Here is a 24,641-nt window from a genome sequence, read left to right as displayed (position 1 = left end):
TACAAAAAAAGGCATCTCTTCCCTTAGGAAGAAAATGCCTTTTTATTAGTATTCTATTCTCTTAAAATTTGATGATACCTGAGGTATGAAGGAAGACCAACAACATCAGGATCGGTGCAACATACCGAAGACCGAATAACCATACGTTGAACCAGAAGGGTTTGATGTTCGCATGCTCAGCCGCAGTCTTCCAGTAATAACCTGTGAATATAACAATCAACAAACCGCCTAACGGTAAGAAGATGTTGGACGCGGTGAAGTCTACGAAATCAAAGAATGATTTATCCCCCACTTTTAATTCCGGCACCAGGCCCATGGACAATGCAGAAGGGACGCCCAGCATCAAGCACAGGACCGATACGACAATAACGGAGCGAACCCGGCTCCAACGCATACGCTCCATGACATAGGCTACTGGAACCTCCAGCAAGGATACCATAGAACCTAATGCAGCAACCGCCAGCAGTACGAAGAACAAACCACCGAAGAATGCACCAAAAGGCATTGCCGAGAAAGCAGCCGGTAAAGCAATGAAAACCAGCGATGGTCCTTGAGCTGGGTTAATTCCGAAGGAGAAGGTTGTAGGGAAAATAATCATACCTGCGATAAACGCATAGATTAAATCTCCGCCACCAACTGCCAGCATGGCTCCACCCAGCGATTGACGGCGATCCACGTACGCACCGTACGTGATCATAATTCCCATCCCCAGTGAGAGTGAGAAGAAGGCATGTCCCAAAGCAACCAATGCAGACTCTATACTTAGCTTAGAGAAGTCGGGATTCAGAAAGAAGGATACGCCCGCACCAGAGCCTGGCAGCATAAGAGCGTTAATCATCAACACGAGCAACAGGATGACCTTGGCAGGAATCAAAATTTTATTGAACTTTTCAATCCCGTTTGATACCCCAAGAGTAACCACGACTGCTGTAAATGCAAAAACAACTAACAGCCAAACCAACGGCGCATACCCGGAGGAAAAAGAAGCGAACTGTCCAGCAAAATCATTATTTGAAAACAGATTTCCGCTAAATGCCTCTACGGCATAATGCAGTGTCCAGCCTCCTACAATGGCATAGAACGATAAGATAACAAAAGGCACGATAACAAACATGATGCTCATCTTGCCCCAAATCGGATGACCGCCTACTTTTACCATTGCAGAAGCAGCACTTCCTCGACCTGCACGACCAAGCGCAAGCTCTGCTAAAAGCACAGGCAAACCAACAAGCAACAGGCAGACAATAAACAATAAGAAAAATGCAGCTCCGCCATATTGTCCTGTAATATACGGAAATTTCCATATGTTACCTAGTCCTGCCGCACTCCCGATCGCCGCCAATATAAATCCAGCAGACGAGAAGCGTTCATTTTTATCAGACAGGCTATTCTGCCCCTTGCTCAAATTCATTATATCCCCCTCATTCTCTCTACTTACGCATAAACATGAGCATGCGTACATAAATAATTTTTACTCATTATAGCGTAAGTAGGATGTAAGGTCATGCATAATTTTTCACTATTACCGGATTTATTTTCATAATGTTCCGTATCTACAAAATACAACAGAAAACTACATATTTTCTTCAACATCCTTCTTTATTATGGTCTCTCCCATGCGATTAGATACTTTTTGATAAATATACGAAATCGCCAACAGTACAACACCAAAAGAGAAGTAGGCTACAATCGTGCTCCCCGTCGTTAACAGGTGCAGATCATACAACAGCAGCTTACCTGTCGACAGCAAGGTCAAGCCCAATCCAAATCTGCGAATGTAGACCACTCGCTTGAGGAAGCCGTATACAATATACAAAATGGCCAGCAGCAAATACACCAGACTGAACACAAGACCAGCATCCCCCAGGCGGAACTGAACTCCAAGAAAGGCGGTTAGGATGCCCAGCAAATATACACCCATAATGACCGGATACAACTCATTACTTCTATAATGTCGGGTCATCAGTGCGTTCAGGAAATCCCTGCTACTGAAGAATACCAGCACATTAAAGGCTGCGAGTACCATCAACGCCACATAATCAGCAGCCGTATTTTGCGCATAATTTTCATGCAAGGTTGGAACCGTTACGGTGACCACCAGTGCCAGCGCGTAGCCTATGACGTACAACGCCAAGCTGTAGTATTTAATCACCCGATCATACAACAGCTTCACTTTAGGCAGGAAATAAGCCAACACCAGCGATACGCAGGTGTACAATAACACTTTGTACAAGGTGTAATGGACAAACCCGTCGGATACAACGATGTTATACCAATGCCCGGCTTCATACAAAAGATAGAAATACACGTTCACCAAAGCTACATATTTAAATCCTTGCATGATATGCATTTCGTACAAACGATTGTTTTTGAAAGCATTCGGACGACTAAATTGAATCGCATAGAAGACGGTAACGATTAACATTCCCAGTGTAATGAGCGTATATTTGAGTCCAAAATAGTCTGTCTCAAATCCTGACAACAGATATATAGGGAAATCGACGAAAAAGAATGCGCCCAGACACAGTAATAAAATGCCCCAACCAGCTCGTTCCAATTCCTTCAACCGGTAACGGTGGCCATATAAGGTAAGAAGAACCGCTTCAATTAACCAGCCCATGGATAACCATCTAATTCCAAACTGGAACGGCACCATAAGGACGGCAAAGGTCAACGAAGTCGCATAAAATAATATTTTGGTTTGTTTCTCCTCTGGAATATATCGACGGACCCATTGTCCCAGACCCCCGTACACCAAGCAAAAGACGAGAGCCAGCAAGCCTTTATAATCATCCAGGCCTGCATCGCCGAACAGAGAATACAGAACAGAACAGCTCACGACTGTATTCATAGCCAATAGGGAGAAATCCAGCCATGACAGTTTTGTTTTTAAACGGAACGGCACCCATAGCGTCATCCCGAGGTACATCGCAAATGTAATGACTGCATACAGCATGCTCGCTACGGCGCTTTCCGATAACCATGCCAGCACAATCATCAAGGGCGTATTAAGCAAAAAGCTGATATATTGCACGACGACCCACCGTTTGCGGAAGGATACAAGCAGAATCAGCAAGTTTAACAGGAACAAATAGCCCATGGCAATATACACGGCGTTCCCTACCAGCCCGTTCGCTGCCATATAGGAAAAGAGCGGAAGATATCCCCCTACTAAACCGAAAGAGCATATCGTTCGGGATTCATACCTTAATGACAGTAGCACAGCGGTCACCGTAACGAGTACGGATAAGCCTATGCCTGTATACATTCCTATGATTTCTAACAAAAAGTAGCTGTAAAAAATCGATCCGTACAGTACAGAAATACCGCCGCCCAAAATACCGAGCGCAAAGGTCTGCTTCTGCTTGCGGTACAGCCATTCGCCGCCGCCCAGCATCAGCGCTCCTAGCAGAAAGAAGGCCACGCCCTTCATATTTCCTGTAAACCAGTTCGAGTATGAATATTTAAAAGCGGCTCCCACACCCAATATAATGAGCAAAATCCCCAGCTTGTTGATCCAGTTCAAGCCTAGCTTCATTTCAAACTGGTTTTGCTTCATGCGCTTCTGCATCGTTTCTTCGCTGATCTCTTCTTCTCCGAGTTGCTGGAACTCGCTTGCCGTCTGATGAAGCAATTGACGCTCGGCCTCCTGAAACCGCTCGCGTTGCTCCATGATTCGGTCACGAATCTCCTCTGAGAACAGTCGTAATCTGGCGACGATCTCGTCCTGATCCTCTTTAAGCTCATGCGTAGTTTGCTGAATAAGCTGTTCCACCCGGTTTTTAGCCCCATATTCAAAGGATGTCAGCCGATTCTTCCCTTCTGCGGTTCTGGAAGCAAAATAGGTCTCCAGCTTTTCACGCGAAATGCGAATCATATTCGCCTTTTCACTCAGCATTTGCTCCGTCAGCGCAGTGCGCAGCTTTCCATTTTCCTGCTCAATATGTCGTACTCGCTCTTCCAAGTGAATGCAGCGAGCCTGATAATCCTCGAACTTTTTTCGCAGAACCTCATTCTCCAAAATAATATCTGAGGCTTCATAGTCCGCGATTAATGTTTGATACTCCTTGAGCAGCTTGTTCTGTTCTTGGCGGATCGTATGTAAACGATCTTTAAAATCCTCCATGTTCTCCTCCATCGCTGTCCATTTTGGTAATCATTACATTTTACATGAAATTAAAAAGGCATTATAGAGACTATAGCCCATTTTAAACGTCAAATTGGGGCTTTTACTTAAATATTCTTCCAGTTCCATCATCACAGAAAAAGTAGGACGTATATACATAAGAAATAAAGCCTACCTTTCCCCCTTCGCAAACATGAAATATGGATAATGTCTAATTAAATTCCCAGTTATAGTCGTATATTACCTATAATATTATATGAATCTTATTTGCGCATGAGTTTTAACAATTCATAAAGGAGAGATTTACATGTATTCAGTAAGCGGTACTATAGCTTTGATCTCAAGCATGTCTATGTTTTGGCTTTTATACTATTTAAGAGTCACCCATTCCTCAGGGTTTAATGATGCTTTTTACTTATTTCCACTTATCTTAATCTTTCTTTGTATTTATTTTTATTGGAAGGATCATGATGAAAAAAGTAAGTCATAAAAAGAAATAAAGTAGAGTGTATAGTTCAGATTTATCTAAGCGTTCTAGATTTCCACAAAAAAAGGAAGAACCCCGTAGGATTCTTCCTTACACAAAATTAATACTTTTTCATGAAAGTCGTCACAGACTTTAGAGCTTTCTGCATGTCACTTAAAATTAGCTTTCTTATTTTTTGTAATGAGTGTAAATTTTAACGATTGTTATTCTTCCTTAACATAAGTACGTCATATGCAATAATTACTTTGGTTTTATCTGTAGCCTCTGGAACATTGTAAACCACTTCATTTTGACTGAAGTTTTTTTACAAATAATTCATCCTTCGTTTTGATTCTGTCAGGATGACTGAGAGGGGTAAAAGAAGTGATGAATATTGATAATCTCCAAAAGTTGATGTGCGCAACCTTTTGGATTATAATAATCATGTTTATATTTTTTGGATTTATTACATAAAATTATAAAGGGTGATGACAATGAATAGGGCTGCGACAGGAACAATATTCTGTTTTATATCTGCTATATTGTATTCTTCTTACTTTCTTAGTGCATCAATTATAGGAGCCGGAACGTTAAATCCTAATTATAATGTAACGTTTGATTCTCTAAAAGTTTTTGCCGTAATAGCTTTGATTATTGGAGTAGCTTACTTAGCTGTAAGTGAATATGAATATTTTAAAAAAAAGAAGAAGGACTAGTCCTTCTTCTTTTACATTATCAATTAATTACTATAGCTTTGTTTCTACTACAGTGATTACACCTTGTACTTTACCACCCGCAAGTTTAACAGGGGTTTTGATGGTAACATTACGGAGGCGCTCTAATACTGTATCCACATAATTATAGCCAACTAGGTCTCCTGTAACCACTTTATAAAAAGGGGTAAATTGTAGTTTCGCTTGATATCCAGGCTTAACAGTTAGAGAACTAGTATAAGTATAGGTATCACTAGTCGACCAGCCACCTCCTAGAACTTGAGTTATTGCGTCAGACCATTTAAGAGAAATGGTCATATTCGCACTCCACGTAAAACTTTTTGACCAACCTACCGTTTGCGTTACTGTGGTAGTTTTGCTTTTATTTTTAATATAGTCAGTTACATCGCTTTTCTGGTTTACTTGTAATTGACTAGGAGAATATGAGGACTGAATTAATTTACGCTTAGAAACAAAATCAAGACCAGTATCAGCCGTTGGACTAATCCTATTTCCAGTATCATAAACTTGAGCTGTAACTGTCTGTGGCTGTTCTTGGGGAAGAAGTCTTTGATACTCATCTAATGAAATTTCTTCCAAACCACTGTCTGTAGTTATGTAGGCTTTAACTACTTTGGGCTGTGAAGTAGCTGACTCACTAACAGCAATATTAGAATTAGTCACCTCAGCATTTGCAACAGATACAACTGGAATAGAAAATAGAGCTACTGATAGAGCAAACAACGCAATACTTTTCATTTTCAAAGCAATCCCTCCAATAATATTATTCTATAGAAACTTTTTTTACATAGAAACTTACAAAAAAAAGCGACTAGCAACCCTAATAAATATGTGAGTATGTAATGTTATGTAATGCAAAAAGTAGAGTGAAGAAAATTTCATATAAAATAACAACATAAAATATTTCAATATTATTATATTTTTTAATCAATGGTAATAATTACAATAATTATTGTATCACAAAACTTCTGTTTTCCTACCACAAAATTCAATAACCCCCTATAAATGAGTCCACTTTCCTAGATAGCTAACTTTTCTAAGCTTTCAACAAGGCTGTACTGAAATTTCCTTTAGGTCAAAGGATAGATTTTAATGGTCATTGGTTGGTTTTTGAAATTAATATATGCATCAATTCTTACCTATACCTTAAAATTGATTACATTTTATTGCATATTAATGTATTTCACTTTAAAAAAATCCATTATATAGAATGATTATATTGATTAGATGAGAGGAGGAATAGTTTTGCATAAGTCGAATCTGTTTCATTTATTTAAACGGAACTAGGCATAAGACAAGAAAAGCAATATAGCTGATGTGGCTCTGAAAGCATGAAGATGTCTAGTTATATCATTTGGGTCAGCTTCTTGGTCTGAAACATACGGTTGTACTGATTTATCAGTTCATCCAAAAACATAGACTGTTCAAGCACACAGGCATGTCCGAAACCATATTGTTCGTACAGATCATGCAATCGTTGCCGGGCATCTTCCAACTGTTGATTTAGCGTTTCATCTGTATTCATATCACGCCTATTCCTAATTAATATCATTTTAGGTTGGAATATGGAAATATGAATTGCTATTTTTGCAATCAAACATAATATAATAAAAAAGACCAGCGTTTAGGCTGGTCAGTGGTAATGAAATTAGAACCTGAATCAAGCTGTACCAATGTGTTCTTGCAGTTTGGCTTTGCCAAGAGTTGAGTCTTTAGCCTGAACCGGTAGTACCAATACCAGTAAAAAGCTAGTAGTTACCAAGAGCAAAGCCATCTTTTAAATCGATTTCTTTCCACACTTTTTGAAGTTTTCTTCCTGTTTCAAGGACAGCATTATCGTGCACAATTCGTTAGTCGCACTTCTGCTCCAATGGTTAAGAAACCTGCGCAGAAAGGAAAGAGAGTAAACCAATCATCAAAAAAATTAATCCAACGCCTAAGGGAACTTCTGCATGAATATCCCCATGCCAAGCAGGGCGAATATGCAAAGTGGCTTGGTGTGTCACAAAGCCGTATATCGCAGCTCAAAAAGTTGTTGTAGCTTGATTACCCTGCCGAAAATCCGTATACTAACAAAAAAGCAAACGATATTATGCCTATGAAGAGCATCCAACTCGGAGGCGTTTACGCCAAGGACCATACGTTAGCGTAGGATATGGCGATATGTACCTAAGTAAACCGGAGCCGCCCGTTACAGCGGAGCAAAGTGGATTGGAGAGTTATGACATCTGTCATGCTGTCTGGTCAATTTGGGTGGCACCGCGAGATCAAAGCGCTCCTCGTCCCATGTGGATGAGGGCGCTTTTTGTATTTTTATCCGAAAAGGAGTGCGGTGTCATGTTGGATATCAAATGGATCAGAGAGCATCAAGAGCAAGTTCAGACGGCAGCAGACGGCAAAGGAATACAGGTATCGATCGCAGAGCTGTTGACCCTGGATGATCGGAGAAAACAGCTACTTCAGGAAGCGGAACAGCTTCGACAGAAGCGTAATCAGTGTAGTCAGGATATTGGCGCGCTAATCCATTCCGGCAAGAGTGAACAGGCAGAAGGGGCAAAGCAGCAGGTCAAAGAAATTAACGGACAGCTAGATCTTCTGGAAGCCCCGCAACAGGAAGTAGAGGAACAGTTTCAACAGCTTTTGCTTCTGATGCCTAATATCGTATCGCCAGATACGCCACGGGGGAGATCGGATGAGGATAATGTAGAACTGGAGCAGGTCGGGTCGGTTCCGAACTTCGGATTTGAACCAAAGGATCATATGACGCTCGGTGAGCTTCACAAGCTATTCGATGTCCCTCGGGGTGTCAAAACAGCCGGTACCCGTAACTACTATCTGACGGGAGCAGGGGTTGCATTGCATCGGGCTGTGCAGCAGCTTGCGGTGGATCTGCTGACTGAACGCGGATTCCAGTTGCTGGATGTTCCGCTGATGGTACGTGCAGAGGCCATGCGCAGCACTGGTTTCTTCCCGCTCGGACTGGATCAGACGTACCGCATCACAGGTGAGGATCAGTGGCTTGTAGGCACTTCGGAAGTACCACTGGTCTCGTATTACAGCGGTGAGATCGTGGATGTTACAGACCCGATTCGGCTGGCAGCCGTGTCCGTATGCTTCCGCAATGAGGTTGGCTCGGCCGGAAGGGATGTGCATGGACTGTATCGTGTGCACCAGTTTGCCAAGGTTGAGCAGGTCGTCATCTGCGAAGCCAGCCTGGACGCTTCGGAACAGATGTTTCAGGAGATTACGCGCAATGCGGAAGACCTGCTTCAACTGCTGGAGCTGCCCTACCGTAAGATGGCTGTCTGTACAGGCGACATGGCGCAAAAAACCTACAAGCAGGTGGACATTGAGACATGGATGCCCAGCCGCCAAGCTTACGGCGAGACACATTCGTCGTCCCAGCTACTTGATTTTCAGGCGCGCCGTTCCAACATCCGGTACCGCAATGCGGACGGCAAGCTGAAATATTGTTACACGCTCAACAATACAGCGGTCGCTTCGCCCCGGATTTTGATTCCGTTGCTGGAGCATCACCAGCAAGAGGACGGTTCGATCCGTATTCCGGAGGCTTTGCGCCCATATATGCCGCGAGGTATGGAATTTTTGCGTACTCCCTTGTTATGAAAACAGGAGAGCACTTTGAAAAGTAGTACCTAATGAGCAGGATTTCCCATTGTAATCATTGCAAAAAAGGCGAAGGACAAATATCCTTCGTCTTTTTCGATGTCTTATTGTGCTTCTGCTTCCCATGCGCTGGCAGGGCCAAAGAATTCATAGTGGATATCCGAAGCGGGGATATTCCACTCTTTCAACAGGCCGTATACCGATTGCATAAATCCCTCAGGGCCGCAAAAGTAATATTGTGCGTTACGTTCCGGTATCACGGATTGCAACCAGGCCAGATCCAAACGACCTTCCTTGTGAAAAGCCTGTGCCAGCCGATCTTGCTCCGTTGGTCTGCTGTAACACCAACGAACTGCAGCCTGTGCATCATGTGTGGCGACCAGCTTTTCCACCTCATTGCGCAGAGCATGGTTATCCCCGTTGACTGCTGCATGGACAAAGGTGATAGGCCGATGCGGAGCAGATTTCACCAAGGAAGCCAGCATACTGACCATCGGGGTTAGCCCGACCCCGCCGCTGATCAGCACGACAGGTCTGCGATCTGCCCGATCCAGCGTAAAATCACCCGCCGGTGCAGATACCTGAAGCACATCGCCCTCTTGCACCTGCTCATGCAGATACACGGACACTTTACCTGCCGGACGGGACTCTACAGCATCCTCTCGCTTTACAGATATCCGGTAGTGGGATTGGCCCGGGGCATCCGAAAGACTGTATTGACGAATGTGGGTATTATGTTCACCCGGAATTTCCATTTTTAAGCTGATATATTGCCCAGGTTCGAATTCAGGCAACACCTGTCCATCCTGCGGCACCAGATAAAAGGACGTAATTTGGTCGCTTTCCTTAACCTTTTTCTGCACAACAAAGCTCTTAAAGTCTGACCAGCCTCCCTGCTGCTGTCCAGCCTCCTTGTACATTTCAGCTTCCACGTCTATAAATACATTAGCGATCACACCATAGGCCTCGGCCCATGCGGCAATGATCTCGTCTGTAGCCGCATCTCCCAGTACGTCCTTGATCGCAGCGAGCAGATATTTTCCGACGATAGGGTAATGTTCCGGCTTAATTCCCAAACTGCGGTGCTTATGTGCAATCTGACGTACCACCGGAAGAATTTCCTCCAGACGGTCAATGTGCTGCGCGGCTGCGTATACAGCATTGGCCAGCGCTCCCTGTTGACGTCCTTGCTTCTGATTCGCGTGATTGAATATATTGAGAAGCTCGGGATGGGCCTCAAACATCATCTGGTAAAAACGCTTGGTGATTGTAGTTCCGTGTACCTCCAAAACAGGTACAGTCGATTTGATCGTTGCAATGGTTTGCTCACTTAGCATCTTTGTATCCCTCTTCTCTCCAAAATAAGATCAACAAAGGGTGTTTCAACATTAGCACCCATTTGTAACCCTCAATTTAAAGCAAGTATACCCAGATAAAGTAACCGTTTATGTGATTCCAGTCACTTTAAATTTGAAATAATGTGAACGTGTCAATGACAAAACGCACATTTAAAAACAATTCCGATATAACTGACGAGCTTTCCCCAAGTAGGTAAAAAGGGACCGCCTTTCGGTCTGAGCCAGGTTCTAAAGACTTCAATTTATTCCACTTGTAAACGCTTTCAATTAGGATAAAATCGAAGATGAGGTGCCGGACAAGCTGTTCCGGCTCATCCTATCCGAGTTAAAGGAGGCAGATGATATCGTGAAGTGGATCAACAGCAACAAATGGTTAGCCGCATGGCTTTGTATTATGTTCGCAGTGGCCAGTGCGGGTCTTCAACCCGATGCAGCACATGCCAATACAACAGGCGTTACGCAAGCAACCTACGGGACCGAGGTGAACCAAGCGCTGAATGGTTTGGACGTCGCCAATGCTGAACCATCCCTGAGCGCAACAGCAAGCACGGCCATTACGAACGGAACGGATTGGAAAGACACGGCAGGTAACCCAATTCAAGCGAACAGCGGTAATATCCTAAAAGTAGGTTCTACTTATTATTGGTACGGCGAGCATGCCGAAAACTGGAAATTTGAAAAAGTGAACGTATATACCTCAACCGATTTGAAAAATTGGTCCTTCCGCAGCAGTATTCTCACCAAAGATTCCGCCCCTGAGCTGAATTCGAGCAAAATCGAGCGTCCCAAAGTCATCTACAACAAAACCACCGGAAAATATGTACTATGGGCGCACTATGAAAATGGCACGGACTACTCACTAGGTCGTGTAGCTGTCGCTACCAGCGATACACCCGACGGAAATTTTGCCTACCAAGGCAGCTTCCGCCCACTGAATTACGAGTCTCGTGATATGACGGTGTTCACGGATACTGACGGTAGCGGCTACCTTATTACAGCTTCCCGTAAAAATGGCGGCGCCAATGATACGATGGCGATCTTCAAGCTGACAGCCGATTATACAGGCGTGCAGTCGTTCGTTGGCTGGATTTTTGAAAATGGCTATCGCGAAGCTCCTGCTGTTGTGAAAAAGAACAATACCTACTACCTGTTCACCTCGCAGGCATCTGGCTGGTATCCGAATCAGGGGGCTTACGCAACCGCCAGTTCCATGACTGGAAGCTGGTCTGCTCTGTCACCCTTCGGTGATCCGGCGGCTTACGGCTCGCAAATCCATTCCATCGCTACGATTACAGGTAGCGCAGGAACCAGCTACATCTATATGGGCGATCGCTGGAATCCGCTCAATCTGAGCGACCACAAATTCATCTGGTTGCCACTAACTCTGAATGACTCCAACAAAACAGCAACCCTGAACTGGTACAGTAGCTGGGATCTGGATGCTGCGACAGGCACAGTAATCCTGCCGTCCCTTGTGAATCACGCACAGGGCAAAACAGCGACTGCTAGCTCAGCCGCATCCAGTTCTTCAGCTTCACTGGCGAACGATGGCAACGCCCAAACCTCGTGGAAGGCTGCTTCCGCATCCTGGCCCGCTTGGTGGCAGGTCGATTTAGGCAGTACCAAGACCATCAGCGAAGTGGATATTTCATGGTTTATGTACAAAGGATCTGAAGCGTATTACAAATATAAAATTGAATACAGCACGGATGGAGTTAACTACTCCACGATTGATCGCACAGGTAATACCACGTATGGTTTTACCAGTGACAAAGTCAATTTTCAAGCTCGCTACGTGCGAATTAACCTTGTAAATGCAGTGCTATTCAATAATCCGAACAACTGGTATACCCCGACGGTGCATGAAGTAAGATTGCTTGGCAATTAACTTTCACACTTGGAATATTGCCTTAATCCTTAAAAAAATATCGCACAGCTCTTGCGCAATGTTGTACCCATTTGCAGGAGCTGTGCGATTTGTGTTGAACCGCTATGTTCGAGTGCCTCTCTTAGACTCCTGAAGTATCACATGCCGGGCAGTGATAGTGAGTCGCAGATAATCAGATATCAAGCGCTGCATGATATCCTTGATATATTGCAGTCGTGATGGTAGATGCCTTAACGCAATCTCCGATTTGTGCGACATAAGGTGCACAATCAATTAACTCATCTACTACGTTTCTTCTTGGCCGTTGTCCAAGCGCACAAATGACTGAAGTACCTGGAACAAGATGTTCTTCACCATTTTGATCAGCGCAAACAACACCTTCTTGTGTAACACATAGCCCTTTAAATCCTAAATGAACTTGAATGTTATTCTTTTCGATTTCTTTTAACATAATGGGACGATGTCTAATATTAGCATCCGGAGCCAGCTCTGCTCTCATCTCTACCAGATGAACAGTCTTACCTTCCTGAGCAAGGTGAATGGCTGCTTCACAGCCTGCCAGACCTCCTCCCAATACGACTACGCTATCGCTGACCCTGTCCTGCTCCAGGTAGTAGTTATTAACAATGACTACGTTATCACCATTCAATCCAGGAATTGGAGGAACAATTGCTGCGGAACCAGCTGCTATAATTAACGCATCAACATTTTCTTTCTCTGCATACTCTTTAGTAACAGGTGTATTCAAACGGATCTCAACGCCAGCGTCTTTAGCCAGCTTTCCGAGAGTAACACCTAATTCATACATCTCATATTTAAAAGGAATCGCCTGCTCTCCCCTCAAAATACCGCCTACCTCGTCAGCCTTCTCACATAGAATAACTTTATGTCCGCGTTTGGCTGCAGTAAGAGCTGCATAAAGCCCGCCTGGGCCTCCACCGGCTACTAAAACCTTGCGTGGATTAGGGGAAGGGTAAATTTCTGTTCCATCCATCTCACGACCAATTAATGGGTTAACCGTACAGCGTCTTGTGGATGTTTCTGCACGTTCTGCCATACAGGTGAAGCATCTCAGACATTTAATAATGTCCTCGTCGCGGTTGCTCATCACCTTTCTTGGAAGCTCTGGATCAGCAAGCAGTGCGCGAGCCATTTCAACAACATCCGCCTGACCGCTGGCAATGATTTCTTCCATTTGAGCCGGGTCATTTAATCCGCCGACCGTTGCAACCGGAACACTTACATGCTTCTTAATCTCTGCTGCAAGATAAACGTTACTTCCATGAGGCAAGAACATCGAAGGATGTGTGATACCAAAGCCTGTCTGATAAGTTCCTGCAGATACATGGAGTAAATCGACTCTTGATTCGATTAATTTAGCAATTTCTATACCTTCTGTCAGGTCATAGCCACCTTCAAATAACTCCGAACCACTCATTCTAAACTCGATTGGGAAGCCAGAACCCACCGCTTCACGGACACTGTCCAGAACCTCCTGTGCAAAACGCACCCTGTTTTCCAAAGTTCCGCCATACTTGTCTGTTCTGCGGTTGAAATAAGGAGAAAAAAACTGATTAATCAACCATCCATGTCCGCCATGAACCATAATCATTTCATAACCTGCTCTCTTGGCAAGTCCAGCACATCTACCATAAGCTGCTACGATATCATCAATTAGTTCTTGCGAGAGTTCCTTTACTTCTCTGCCATCCGGGCGTACTCCGGGGCTGGGTCCCCACTGAGCAAGTCCTTGTTTCTTATTTTTGTCAGTCAGATAAGTTCCTGCATACTGTCCAGAATGAGACAATTCCACACTGGCAATTGCCCCGTGACGGCGAATAGCGTCTGCAGTATAGGTGAAACTAGCAAGAGAATCTACTGTCCCCAGATCCAGATGGTACATATGGGAAGCTTCCGTTTCGGGATGAACTACAACTTCACTGACCGTGACTGACGCAGCACCGCCTTTGGCTCTTAATTCATAAAAAGCTGTAGATTTCGGTCCAATAGTGCAGTCTGCTGTAATATCCGTACCTCCCATAGGAGAGCCAAACATTCTATTTCTGAAAGTCACATTTCCAATTGTGATTGGTTTACATAGATTGGGATATTTTCTTTGCATGATCTCATGCTCCTTATCTGTATTTATTGCTATGGGTTAATTGATAGCTTTCTGATTCATATCCACAGCCATCTTCTGATTTTTTCGGGTAGTGAACTTATATACAAATGTTAGAACAAGTCCAGTTATGCCAAGTACGGCCGCAATGACAAAAGCTCTCTGATAGCTACTGTCTGTGCTGTAAACATGACTCATAATGGATGGGCCAAAGTATCCTGCTGTTGCAAATCCAATAAACATAATTCCATAATTCACACTATTATTTCTCACACCAAACTGATCGGCAGTAAATCCAGGAAATACCCCCATCAGTGCACCAAAGCATAAACCAATAACTGAAATACCAATATAGAATGTCAACACACTACCTTCGCCTGAAAAATAAAGCAATGTGAGTCCTATGACCGAAAAGACAGAAGAAAAAGCCAGGGTATTGATTCGACCGATTTTGTCCGAAATATAGCCTGCAACGATTCGTCCGCCCGTGTTAAACAATGCCAATACGGAAACAACTGTCGTAGCGGCTGCCGCAGACATACCAATCATTTTCTGAGCTATAGGAGAAGCTTGTGATGTACACATGAGTCCGGCAAAAGCACCACACATTAATAACAAGATCATGATATAAAACAGAGGGCTTGAGAGCATGCCTTTCCAGTCTTTGTCGTTCTGAATAGAACGGCCAACATTTACAGTCTTGGGTGTCCATCCTGCAGGAACAAAATCAGATGGACATTTCTCAATGAAGAAAGAAGCAGCACATACAATAATAAGAAATGCTATACCGATGATAATGAATGCTGATGTCACACCAGACCTACTGATTAAACTATTGGCAATAGGAGGTATAATAACTGAGCTTATTCCATAAGCAGCCGTTGTTATACCGCCAACTAATCCTCTTTTGTCAGGGAAAAACTTAATAGAGTTGCTAATTGTGCATCCGTAAACCATTCCCGTTCCTAGGCCGAGTACGATACCGTAAGCCAATACCAGGTAACCTACAGATGTTGCAAATCCTGATAAAATCATACCGCCTCCAAATAGCAAGCCCCCTACAAAGATCACTTTCTTGGGCCCGAATCGATCATTAATCCAGCCACCTGAAATCATCGTGATAGGACCTACCGAATTTGTAATCGTAAATGCAATAGCCAAATTCCCCGGTGTTAAACTAAGTCCTGTGATGCTGCTCAAATATTCTGCCATTGGGGCAGAAAATACACTCCACGCGTAAATTGATCCAATACACAGATTAATAAAACAGCTTGCAATCAGAATAATCCATCTCTTTTTTGTAAGTTCCACTGAGATCTTCTTCTCCCTCGTCGTTGTATTGTGAAATCATTCACATATTTCGAATTAATATTAACACGCGCTTTGTAATATATCAACAGGAACATGTATGTAGTTATATGTTTTATTAAATATGTTTTCAATAATATATCAATCTTATTGTGGACTCGCTAAATATGTTATACTTAACCAATAAACGACGAAAATGTTAGGAAGAGTGCCTTATGAGAACTTTAAAATATGCCATTCTGGGCTTGTTAAATAAAGAACCTATGACTGGTTATGATATAGGTAAAGAATTCAGTAAAGATTTAGGCGAATTTTGGACTGCAAAGCATAGTCAGATCTATCCAGAATTAAAAAAACTGCTTAATGAGGGACTTATCGTCTACGAGATCCAAATTAGCGGAGAAATTTTAGAAAAAAAGTTGTATTCGATTACGGAGAAAGGCAAAGAAGATTTTTTACAATGGCTAAAAAAAGCAGAGCCTATTGAACCCACTCCCAAAGATGTGTTTAGGCTGAGAATGTATTTTTCTAATCATCTGGATATAACAACCCGATTATATTTGTTGGAACATCAGCTGCTTCAACATCAAGATAGGCTGGAACATTTACGCAAAAATAAAGAACGCTATGAAACTATTCCTCCTCTTGATAGTGATAATTTTGGCGATTATCTTGTATTAGATGGTGCTATTTTACGCGAAACTATAACCATACAATGGATAGAAAGTTTTATTGCTTATTGTAAAAACACGTAAACACAAAAAAGCATAAGGATTCGAGAATAGGTAGCTCGAACCCTTATGCTTTTTTTTACTAATCAACGCATCCGATTCACTGTGGTAAACACAAATTTATCGTACCGATGCCGCGAGAACGAGTATTCAAATGGTATACCCGTATCCAGATAACCCACCTGCTCAATTTCCAAGATTGGATCATCCGCTGCGCAGTCCAAATGCTCCCGATCCAGTTCCGTCGACTTGGATGCCCGGATGGTACGGTGTGAACCGACAATATTAAGTCCCAGCTCCTCCTTAATATGTTTGTACACCGAGCCGTACAGCACCTCCTCTGTAATACCGCTGATCAGCTTCGTGGGCATGTATGTGCGCTCGATAACGTAGGGCTCACCCTCCACGACACGCAGACGGATCACATGATATACAGGAGAATTGGCATCAATAAATAGATGGGTCGCTACCTCTTCGGATGGAAATTGAACGTCAAAGGCGACGATTTTATTTTTGATCTCTTTCCCGCGCAGTACGTTGGTTAACCCCAGCATTTCATTTACGACAACGTTAACAGGGCCATTGTGAACTGATTTGACGATAAAGGTTCCGTGTCCTCTTTTACGATTCAGCAACCCGTCCATCACCAAAGTGTCCAATGCCCGCTTAATCGTCATCCGACTTACACGAAACTCTTTTGCCAGTGAGATCTCATCGGGAATCGGATCATCACTGCTATAGGTCTTATTCATAATCCGCTCTTTGACCTCTTGTGCAATCCGCTCGTATTTGTTCATCTGTCTACCACCTGTACTAAAAATTGTTTTATGTCAGCATTTTACCAAAACATCGGTAGCGCTGGTTCTTTTTGTTCTGCAGGCGGGACGTTAAGGTATTACGGTATAAGTAAGTATACCGAACATTATACTTTCTCACCAGCGGCGTACAGCACAGTTCTTTGACGATGATGAAGAAAAAAAGGCGGTCCGGAGGACCACCTTAGAATCCGTTATTCTCGATCACCTGTTTGAACCAGTGCCCACTCTGTTTAACGGATCTCTTGCCACCGTTCTGAAGATCGACAGACACAAAACCATAGCGATTCTTATAAGCATTCGTCCAGGACCAGTTGTCCATAAACGTCCATAAGTGATAGCCCTTCACATTGGAGCCTTCTGAGATCGCTCGTTGGACCCATTTGAGATGCTCACGGATAAAATCAATGCGATAGTCATCGCGGATCATGCCCTGTTCATCTCTGAACTTTTCTTCACCTTGAACACCCATTCCGTTTTCTGAAATGAAGCATTCAATGTTGCCATAATTTTCTCTAACGTTAGTCAGAATGTCGTAAATGCCTTTTTCATAAATCTCCCAGCCCCGCATCTCATTCATCTTGCGACCAGGCATGACGTAATAATCGAAGAAATGTTCCGGCACAAAAGGCGCATCCGGGTTCGGCAGACTTTCGCGAGCCTTGACTCTGCGCGGCTGATAATAGTTAATCCCCAGCAGGTCCACAGTGCCCTGGCGTATAATCTCCCGATCTCCGTCTTCCATGCTTGGTACATATCCCTCTTGGCGTAACAGCTCCACGAGCAAAGGATTGAATTCTCCCGTCACAGATGGGTCTAAAAAGGAACGGTTAAAGAACGCGTCGCATATTTCAGCAGCCTGCACGTCTGCCGGATGCTGACTACGCGGATAAGTCGGCGTCAGGTTCAAAATAATTCCGATTTTGCCCTTATAACCGCCTTCTCTATAAGCCTTAATGACACTGGCGCTCGATAACAGGGTATGATATCCCACCTGTACAGCTTTGCCGAAATCCACTTCATTCGGATAGTGGAAATCGTATAGATAGCCGCCTTCCACCGGGACAATCGGCTCGTTATGCGTAAACCATTTGGCTACACGATCCCCGAATAGCTCAAAGCAAGTGTTAGCGTAAGCCACGTAAGCTTCGACCGTCTCCCGGTTCACCCAGCCTCCATTTTCCTGTAAAGCCATCGGCAAATCAAAATGATACAAGTTCACAAACGGCTCAATACCCGCCTGATGCAACTCCTCAATGACGGAAGTATAGAATTGAACCGCCTGCTGGTTTATTGCACCTTTCCCTGCCGGAAACAGGCGTGACCAGGAAATAGAGAACCGGAAAGAGTTGTGGCCAAGCTCTTTCATGAGTGCAATATCCTCTTTGTAACGGGTATAGAAACGGGACGTATCGGCAGGGCCAACCCCATCATAGAAACGGTTCGGCTCCTGCTCAAACCAATAATCCCAAATGTTCGGTCCTTTGCCGTCTCCCTCCACGGTTCCTTCTGTTTGGGTAGCCGAAGCTGAGGAACCCCACCAGAAGTCGGATGGAAAACGGTATTGAATGGTTTGCTGCTCTATATCTTTCATTTCGGTATGATTCACAGCTCTACTCCTCTCTCTTTTGCAATGAATAAGCTGCTAATCTAGCAGCTTATTCACATTACATTCCAACAGTTTGATCCTTACCAGCAATGGCTGCTTGGCTAAGCTCCTCTTCCTGCTCTTTACGAACGTTCATCCGATCAATAATTTTCAGGAACGGGAACCAGATGACAAAGACGACAGCCATATTAAACAACTGCAGCACGCCACCCATCAGGGAGCCCGTAGCCATCATTCCACTAAAGAACAACGGCATCGTCCAAGGAACCTGAATTCCGTTTGGCGGCGGCACAATCCCGGTGGTCATGGCAAAGTAAGTAATCAGCGTAACGATCATTGGAGAAATAACCCATGGAACAAAAATAAGCGGATTCATCACAATCGGCAGACCGAATATGACGGGTTCGTTGACATTAAACAGACCCGGTCCAAGGGCCAGCTTACTGACCTGCTTCAATTGCTTACTCTTCAGGAAGATCAGAATCGAAAGCACGACAGCCAGTGTCATACCTGTACCACCGATACCTACGGTGTAAATATCCACAAACTGCTTGGTAATGATATGCGGCAGTTCTGCTCCTTTGGAGTACGCCTCATAGTTTTCAAGTGCCAGCGTATTCCAGATTGGGTCCATAACCGAGTTAATAATAATTTGACCATGAAGCCCAAAGAACCATAAAAGCTGAACAAAGAAAATAGCAATCAATGTAGGTATAATGCCACTGCCCAAATGCACCAGAGGTGCCTGTACAGCATGATAAATCAGATCATGCAGGTTATTATGAAGGGTCAGTGTAACTACAACATTAATGATCAAAAATATGCCCAATGTAATACATGCCGGAAGCAAAGCGGCAAATGATTTGGCAACTGCCGGCGGAACGCCTGGAGGCATTTTAATGACAAAATTCCGCTGCGTCACCTTTCGGTATATCTCTGCCGCGATAAAAGCGACGATCATACCAAGGAACATGCCTTTGGCGCCGATCCGATCAACCGGAATGACACCAGCAATCGTGGCACCGCTTTCTTGTGTCAGCACAAACGGGGTGAGCATCAAGAAACAGGCCAACGCAATCATGCCGCCAAATATGGGCTCGACCTTATAACTTCGAGATAGGTAATAACCAATCCCGACGATTACAAATAAGGTCATGATATTCAGTGTGGCATTAGGCGCAATGTTCAGCAGACTGCTAAAAGTCGCATAATTGCTATCGCCCATCCACCCTTTTAGAAACGGCAGATTGATAATAACGACGATAATGGATCCAAAAACTGTTAATGGAAATGACAGCATAAATGCATCACGCAGTACAGTAAGATAGCGGTTATTGTTCAGTTTACCGGCAATAGGTATCAGTATCCGGCTTAATTTTTCAAACAAAGCCTATTCCTCCCCGCGAAGTGACTTGCATCAATAGGGTTGCAAGCTTTTCATGTCCCAAATTTCACAAACTTACATGTTTCGTTATAAATTTCTGGATTTGAACAGCTCCAGCAATTCTAGAACCAGATCCTTCATGGTAACCGTGGACATCAGATGATCCTCGGCATGCATCAGAAGGAGCGAGAAAGGAGTTTGGGTACCTCCCGCTTCCTTCTTAACCATTTGAAAATGGATATCATGCGCAGCACGTAAATCCTGCTTGGCTTGTTTGAGCAGTTCGTCCGCACCTTCTACATTCTCATTTCGGTATTCGGTCAGCGCCTGAATTACTTTACTGCGAGCGCTTCCACTATGAAGAATAAGTTGGAAACTAATTTGCTCTTCCGTCAGTTCAGCTATATTGACTTTATCCATTTTTGCGTTCCACCAGCTTCACGGCCTGTTCATAGGCTTTCTTACCATCAACCATTCCGTAGGCCATCATGTCGATTACTTCTACATGAATACCATATGGAGCTGCTTCCTTTTCCAGTTGTCCTTTCAGAAAACTCATTTGCGGGCCAATCAATACCGCGTCAGCCTTAGCCATGTCTTCTGCCGCCTGATCTTGACCTACTGCCCAAATTTCAGCCTCGTCCCCAATGGACTTAGCATATTCCTGCATCTTAGTAACCAGCAAACTTGTAGACATACCTGAGCTGCACGCCAGTAAAATTTTCTTCATGGTTATTCCTTCCCTTCAAGGTCTTATTGGATGTTAAGTACTAGAAAACGTTTACAGCGTAATTATAAATCCAGTCTTTTGATTTGTCTATACATTTAATTTATATGTATAGACTTTTTTTAAAATGACACTACTTCTTCACTTTTTTTCTTGAAAATGAACATGATCTCTTAACTTTAATCTCTCAATAATAATCGATTTTCACTATAAGAGATCCTGCCTAATGATATGTTATTCGATTCTATAAAATGTTAACATGGGCTTACGGAGTAAACTTGATAGCCCCTCCGTAGCCAAAGAATAGCTGAGGTGAGAAGAGATGAGTAGAGATGAGAAGAGTCAAAGTAAAAGCAAGCAAGAGTTAGACCGGGTCGTGTTCATCGGCCGTACGTTTGAGGAGTACGTACAAATGTTCAATTGCACATTCCTGAACTTGTAGGCAAAAAGATTTTGGACTGTCCTGCGGGAGCATGTTCATTCACCGCTCTGGGCACCAAAGCCTCGCTGGATATCACCGCAAGTGATATCGCCTACGATCACAAGATTGATGATCTGAAACGCAAAGGCCTATTGGATATTGAGCATGCAATGGAAACGCTAGAGCGTGCTAAAGATAATTATGCTTGGAGCTGTTATGGAGATGTGCAAGGGCTTAGCGAGCAGCGCCATCAAGCACTCCAGGATTGCACGCAGGATATGAGGAAGCACCCGGAACGCTACGTTGCTGCGGTACTGCCGGAGCTTCCCTTTGAAGATGAACAGTTTAATATCGTGCTGTCTGCCCATTTTCTGTTTATGTATAGTGATCGACTCGACTATGAGTTTCATAAGAATACCGTACACGAACTGCTGCGAGTGGCTTCAGAGGAAGTCCGCATTTTTCCTCTGACCGATTTAACGGGAACTCGTTACGACCTGCTAGATCGTTTGATTCTTGAGCTGGAGGCAGAAGGCTTACGGGTGACAGAGACCAAGGTTCCGTATGAGTTTATGCGTAACGGTAACTCTCTGTTGAGCATCCGAAAGATATAGGGCAATTTTAGGTGTAGAGGGAGCAAGCGATTAGCTTGCTCCCTTTCTGGTTATTGAGATGATAATTAGAAAATTTTAGAATATCAAGAAACATTCCTACATTTTTATCGTCTATATTATGGAAGACCTTACGTATGAGGGTAAGGCTTTTCGAAGCCCAAAGTTAAAAAATCAACTCACAAAGGAGCTTATGCATGTTAAAAAAGTTAGGATTAGCTGCATTGATTCTGGTTACTAGCCTCTCCGTTATTGGAACAGGCTGGGCCGCATCCAGTACAACAACCATTGAAGTTTCTAAAACTGCTCTGGATTACAACGTTGCTCGCCCGCTGAGCGATGGTGCTTTTCATGATGGCTTATTAGCCGCTGAAACATCCGCTGGAAACCTCGTGTATTACAATTCCAAAGGAGAGAAAGCTTTCTCACTTCCCGCCGAGCTTAAACCCATTGGTGATTTTCATGAGCAGCGAGCCGTCGTGAAAAATACAAAAACCAATCTCTATGGATACATTAACACCAAAGGGGCACTGATCATCCCTTGCCAATATACCGAAGCCAATTTCTTTTCTGAAGGAAAAGCCAAGGTAACCATAGCAGACACCAAAGAAAATGCAATTATAGATCGAACGGGAAAAATCCTTTCTCATTTTAAAGAAAATGTGGAGTCAGAATATGTATTTACAGACGGTCTGGCCCTCGCCTATGCCCCCAACACTGGCAAGATCGGTTTTGTGAATGCCTCTGGTCAACTAGCAATTCCTTATAAATATAAATACAGTCGTGGTTTCTCGGATGGCTTAGCTATTGTTCAGAATAGCAAAGGGCTATACGGGTATATCAATACAGCAGGGAAAGAAGTCATTCCTCCTCAATATAAATCCGGTGGAGACTTCTCGGAAGGATTGGCGCCGGTGCAAAATACCAAGGGGAAATGGGGATTCATCAATAAACAGGGAAAAGTCGCGATTCCCTTTAAATTTACGGATGCCCAAGATTTTAGTGAAGGCCTGGCGAGTGTGAAAAATGCAAAAAACGAAGTCGGATTTATTGATAAAAACGGAACGCTGGTCATTAAATATCAACAAAAATATGATGTTACCTCTCCGTTCAAAGAAGGCCTTGCTTTAGTCGGTAAACAAACACAATCATCCGTCTCAGACGGCAAATTCGGTTACATCAATCGTCAGGGGCAACTGCTGACTAAACTTGAGTACAGAGCGGAATCCTCCTCCTTCTCCAATGGCTATGCTGTTGCTTTTATCAAGCCAGGCAAAGCGTTCATTGTATCTAAACGTTCGCTTTCAAAATAAAAAAGACGACCCCGGAGACAGATCGAGTGAATCTGCTTCCGGGGTCATTAATTTTCCAATATATTGAATATAATTAGTCGTGTGTGTAGAATTTCACTCCAGGCAGATCTGCTGCCACCCACGAATAATTAATGGTATTACTGTTATAATTTTTGGTTCCCGCCTGAGCAACCTGTACCTCTTTCAAAATCGTAATCGATGAACCCTTCGGTCTGACAACGACTACATGACCATGACCATCCGCTTTTTTGATTCCGATGGTAGGATACCCTAGATTTGCTCTTTTTTGAGCATCCTGAAAGGTTACAGAGTCCCAGCCCGGCGCCTTTTTATTCAGTAAAGCATCAGCCATTTGATTGGCTAAACCACTTGGCAAGGGTGCCGACATCGCAGACATCACATCTTGCGCGAAAATATTACATTTCGTTCCACCTACTGGTGAATACTTTTTGTTCGTTTCTACCTTAAAACCGTCAATTACAGATGCGTAAGTACTTGCACTTCTAGCCATTGAAATTCCCCCTGAATATAAGTTGTAGAGGAAATGACGGAGTCGCTTGAACATCTGAATGGCTCCACATTCAATTGATGTTGGCCTCAATTCCCTCTCAACTATTAGGGTGAATTCCGGCTTACTTTAACAACGTAATACCATAAAAAATTACCTTCATTCTCATAACTGAAGGCTTTCTTCACTGATTACGGTGGGAACGATAAGCTCAGGAGGAGTCGTAGGCTTAACTTGTGTTAAATAGTCTGCTGCCCCCACCATCAGAGCGATGCCGATAAATAGCACGATCCAATTACGATTCTTTTTCATCATCTGTACCTCTCATTCTTCACTCCGCCCGTTCAGCCACTTGAACCAATGGAGCAGATGACTGAATCGGTATTCATGCTGCAAAGCATACGTCCATACTTCTGGCTCTTCACCGGGCTCCTTCCAGACGAGCATGGAAAAGTGACCCTCTTCCTCGCTCGCAACCGACAGCAGCGAAAGACGATCATCCCCGAATCGGTATGGAGCCGATTCCACCCAGTAATTTCGCATATCGCTGATCCAGCTGCGGAACTGCTCTGTACCTGCGATCCGCAGCACTTCATCTGGCAGGAGCAGATGCTCATCGATGTCCTTCCAATCCCCCGCATATCGGTACCGCGCTGCCAGCATTGGACTGAGTGGTCGGGTTTTACCGGGGGCCAACGTAGGCATACAGGCGACGGGAACGACCGGACCAATACTCTGGATAGCATAAGACTGACATTCCTCCTCACTCATTCCGTAGGACATAGCCTCCGCGAGAAAATGGTTTCGTCTTACCCCAAACTGATGCTGATACTGTGACATCTCATCCTGTAGCTCCAATACCATACCCTGTAATGCATCTGTTCCGATCATTCCCA

20 protein-coding genes and 1 pseudogene are annotated in these 24,641 nt (G+C 43.8%); 6 read left to right on the top strand and 15 right to left on the bottom strand.

Going from position 1 to position 24,641, the window contains the following annotated elements:
• Window positions 1-61: 61 nt before the first annotated feature.
• Window positions 62-1,411: a sodium-dependent transporter gene (locus ACQW03_RS12295; protein WP_013312591.1), complete on the bottom strand. Its 1,350-nt coding sequence runs from the start codon at window positions 1,409-1,411 to the stop codon at window positions 62-64.
• A gap of 162 nt (window positions 1,412-1,573) precedes the next feature.
• The gene (locus tag ACQW03_RS12290) at window positions 1,574-4,126 is read right to left on the bottom strand and encodes a DUF2339 domain-containing protein (protein ID WP_441949892.1); all 2,553 of its coding nucleotides are present in this window, start codon (window positions 4,124-4,126) and stop codon (window positions 1,574-1,576) included.
• 960 nt (window positions 4,127-5,086) lie between these two features.
• On the opposite strand from ACQW03_RS12290, the gene ACQW03_RS12285 reads away from it, so the two are divergent.
• On the top strand, window positions 5,087-5,308 hold the full coding sequence (locus ACQW03_RS12285) for a hypothetical protein (protein ID WP_071643888.1): 222 nt from the start codon (window positions 5,087-5,089) through the stop codon (window positions 5,306-5,308).
• Window positions 5,309-5,338: 30 nt separating this feature from the next.
• Here ACQW03_RS12285 and ACQW03_RS12280 read toward each other — a convergent pair whose 3' ends face one another.
• Complete coding sequence (locus tag ACQW03_RS12280; RefSeq protein ID WP_441949890.1) at window positions 5,339-6,070, bottom strand: hypothetical protein; 732 nt, start codon at window positions 6,068-6,070, stop codon at window positions 5,339-5,341.
• 601 nt (window positions 6,071-6,671) lie between these two features.
• Window positions 6,672-6,851, bottom strand: coding sequence for an aspartyl-phosphate phosphatase Spo0E family protein (locus ACQW03_RS12275; protein WP_071643892.1), 180 nt, complete (start codon window positions 6,849-6,851; stop codon window positions 6,672-6,674).
• Between the two features lie 812 nt (window positions 6,852-7,663).
• Here ACQW03_RS12275 and serS point away from each other — a divergent pair.
• Window positions 7,664-8,953: a serine--tRNA ligase gene (gene serS / locus ACQW03_RS12270; protein WP_441949888.1), complete on the top strand. Its 1,290-nt coding sequence runs from the start codon at window positions 7,664-7,666 to the stop codon at window positions 8,951-8,953.
• Between the two features lie 104 nt (window positions 8,954-9,057).
• On the opposite strand, the gene hmpA is transcribed toward serS, so the two are convergent.
• Window positions 9,058-10,290, bottom strand: a complete 1,233-nt coding sequence (gene hmpA / locus ACQW03_RS12265; RefSeq protein ID WP_258296499.1) for an NO-inducible flavohemoprotein — start codon at window positions 10,288-10,290, stop codon at window positions 9,058-9,060.
• Window positions 10,291-10,657: 367 nt separating this feature from the next.
• Between hmpA and ACQW03_RS12260 the strand changes: the two genes are divergently transcribed.
• Window positions 10,658-12,199, top strand: a complete 1,542-nt coding sequence (locus ACQW03_RS12260) for a family 43 glycosylhydrolase (protein WP_441949885.1) — start codon at window positions 10,658-10,660, stop codon at window positions 12,197-12,199.
• A 172-nt stretch (window positions 12,200-12,371) separates the two neighbouring features.
• Here ACQW03_RS12260 and ACQW03_RS12255 read toward each other — a convergent pair whose 3' ends face one another.
• The gene (locus tag ACQW03_RS12255; protein WP_103047194.1) at window positions 12,372-14,321 is read right to left on the bottom strand and encodes an oxidoreductase; all 1,950 of its coding nucleotides are present in this window, start codon (window positions 14,319-14,321) and stop codon (window positions 12,372-12,374) included.
• A 36-nt stretch (window positions 14,322-14,357) separates the two neighbouring features.
• The gene (locus tag ACQW03_RS12250; RefSeq protein ID WP_441949883.1) at window positions 14,358-15,629 is read right to left on the bottom strand and encodes an L-lactate MFS transporter; all 1,272 of its coding nucleotides are present in this window, start codon (window positions 15,627-15,629) and stop codon (window positions 14,358-14,360) included.
• A 212-nt stretch (window positions 15,630-15,841) separates the two neighbouring features.
• On the opposite strand from ACQW03_RS12250, the gene ACQW03_RS12245 reads away from it, so the two are divergent.
• Window positions 15,842-16,381, top strand: a complete 540-nt coding sequence (locus tag ACQW03_RS12245) for a PadR family transcriptional regulator (protein ID WP_272639478.1) — start codon at window positions 15,842-15,844, stop codon at window positions 16,379-16,381.
• A 62-nt stretch (window positions 16,382-16,443) separates the two neighbouring features.
• Here ACQW03_RS12245 and ACQW03_RS12240 read toward each other — a convergent pair whose 3' ends face one another.
• From ACQW03_RS12240 to ACQW03_RS12220, 5 genes are all read right to left on the bottom strand, one after another.
• On the bottom strand, window positions 16,444-17,154 hold the full coding sequence (locus tag ACQW03_RS12240; RefSeq protein WP_023990962.1) for a GntR family transcriptional regulator: 711 nt from the start codon (window positions 17,152-17,154) through the stop codon (window positions 16,444-16,446).
• A 202-nt stretch (window positions 17,155-17,356) separates the two neighbouring features.
• Window positions 17,357-18,766: a glycoside hydrolase family 1 protein gene (locus tag ACQW03_RS12235; protein WP_071644429.1), complete on the bottom strand. Its 1,410-nt coding sequence runs from the start codon at window positions 18,764-18,766 to the stop codon at window positions 17,357-17,359.
• 73 nt (window positions 18,767-18,839) lie between these two features.
• Window positions 18,840-20,168, bottom strand: coding sequence for a PTS cellobiose transporter subunit IIC (gene celB, locus ACQW03_RS12230; protein ID WP_071643900.1), 1,329 nt, complete (start codon window positions 20,166-20,168; stop codon window positions 18,840-18,842).
• An 84-nt stretch (window positions 20,169-20,252) separates the two neighbouring features.
• Complete coding sequence (locus tag ACQW03_RS12225) at window positions 20,253-20,585, bottom strand: PTS lactose/cellobiose transporter subunit IIA (protein ID WP_013312602.1); 333 nt, start codon at window positions 20,583-20,585, stop codon at window positions 20,253-20,255.
• On the bottom strand, window positions 20,578-20,895 hold the full coding sequence (locus tag ACQW03_RS12220; protein WP_029518773.1) for a PTS sugar transporter subunit IIB: 318 nt from the start codon (window positions 20,893-20,895) through the stop codon (window positions 20,578-20,580). Before ACQW03_RS12220 ends, ACQW03_RS12225 begins: the two co-directional genes overlap by 8 nt.
• 319 nt (window positions 20,896-21,214) lie before the next feature.
• Here ACQW03_RS12220 and ACQW03_RS12215 point away from each other — a divergent pair.
• Window positions 21,215-21,927, top strand: a pseudogene (locus ACQW03_RS12215) (SAM-dependent methyltransferase).
• A 194-nt stretch (window positions 21,928-22,121) separates the two neighbouring features.
• Window positions 22,122-23,237, top strand: coding sequence for a WG repeat-containing protein (locus ACQW03_RS12210; RefSeq protein ID WP_076292807.1), 1,116 nt, complete (start codon window positions 22,122-22,124; stop codon window positions 23,235-23,237).
• Window positions 23,238-23,310: 73 nt separating this feature from the next.
• On the opposite strand, the gene ACQW03_RS12205 is transcribed toward ACQW03_RS12210, so the two are convergent.
• The 3 genes from ACQW03_RS12205 to ACQW03_RS12195 form a co-directional block, all read right to left on the bottom strand.
• On the bottom strand, window positions 23,311-23,748 hold the full coding sequence (locus ACQW03_RS12205) for a hypothetical protein (RefSeq protein ID WP_025718346.1): 438 nt from the start codon (window positions 23,746-23,748) through the stop codon (window positions 23,311-23,313).
• Between the two features lie 162 nt (window positions 23,749-23,910).
• Window positions 23,911-24,060 carry a hypothetical protein gene (locus ACQW03_RS12200; RefSeq protein WP_199767862.1) on the bottom strand — a complete coding sequence of 50 codons (150 nt, stop codon included), beginning with the start codon at window positions 24,058-24,060 and terminating at the stop codon, window positions 23,911-23,913.
• Between the two features lie 9 nt (window positions 24,061-24,069).
• On the bottom strand, window positions 24,070-24,636 hold the full coding sequence (locus tag ACQW03_RS12195) for a hypothetical protein (RefSeq protein WP_220030455.1): 567 nt from the start codon (window positions 24,634-24,636) through the stop codon (window positions 24,070-24,072).
• Window positions 24,637-24,641 lie beyond the last annotated feature (5 nt).

The sequence above is a fragment of the Paenibacillus sp. DRB1-1 genome, assembly GCF_052119485.1.
Lineage (GTDB): Bacteria > Bacillota > Bacilli > Paenibacillales > Paenibacillaceae > Paenibacillus > Paenibacillus polymyxa_B.
Note: the sequence above shows the minus strand (reverse complement) of the source record. Positions and strands in the feature narration are given on the sequence as shown.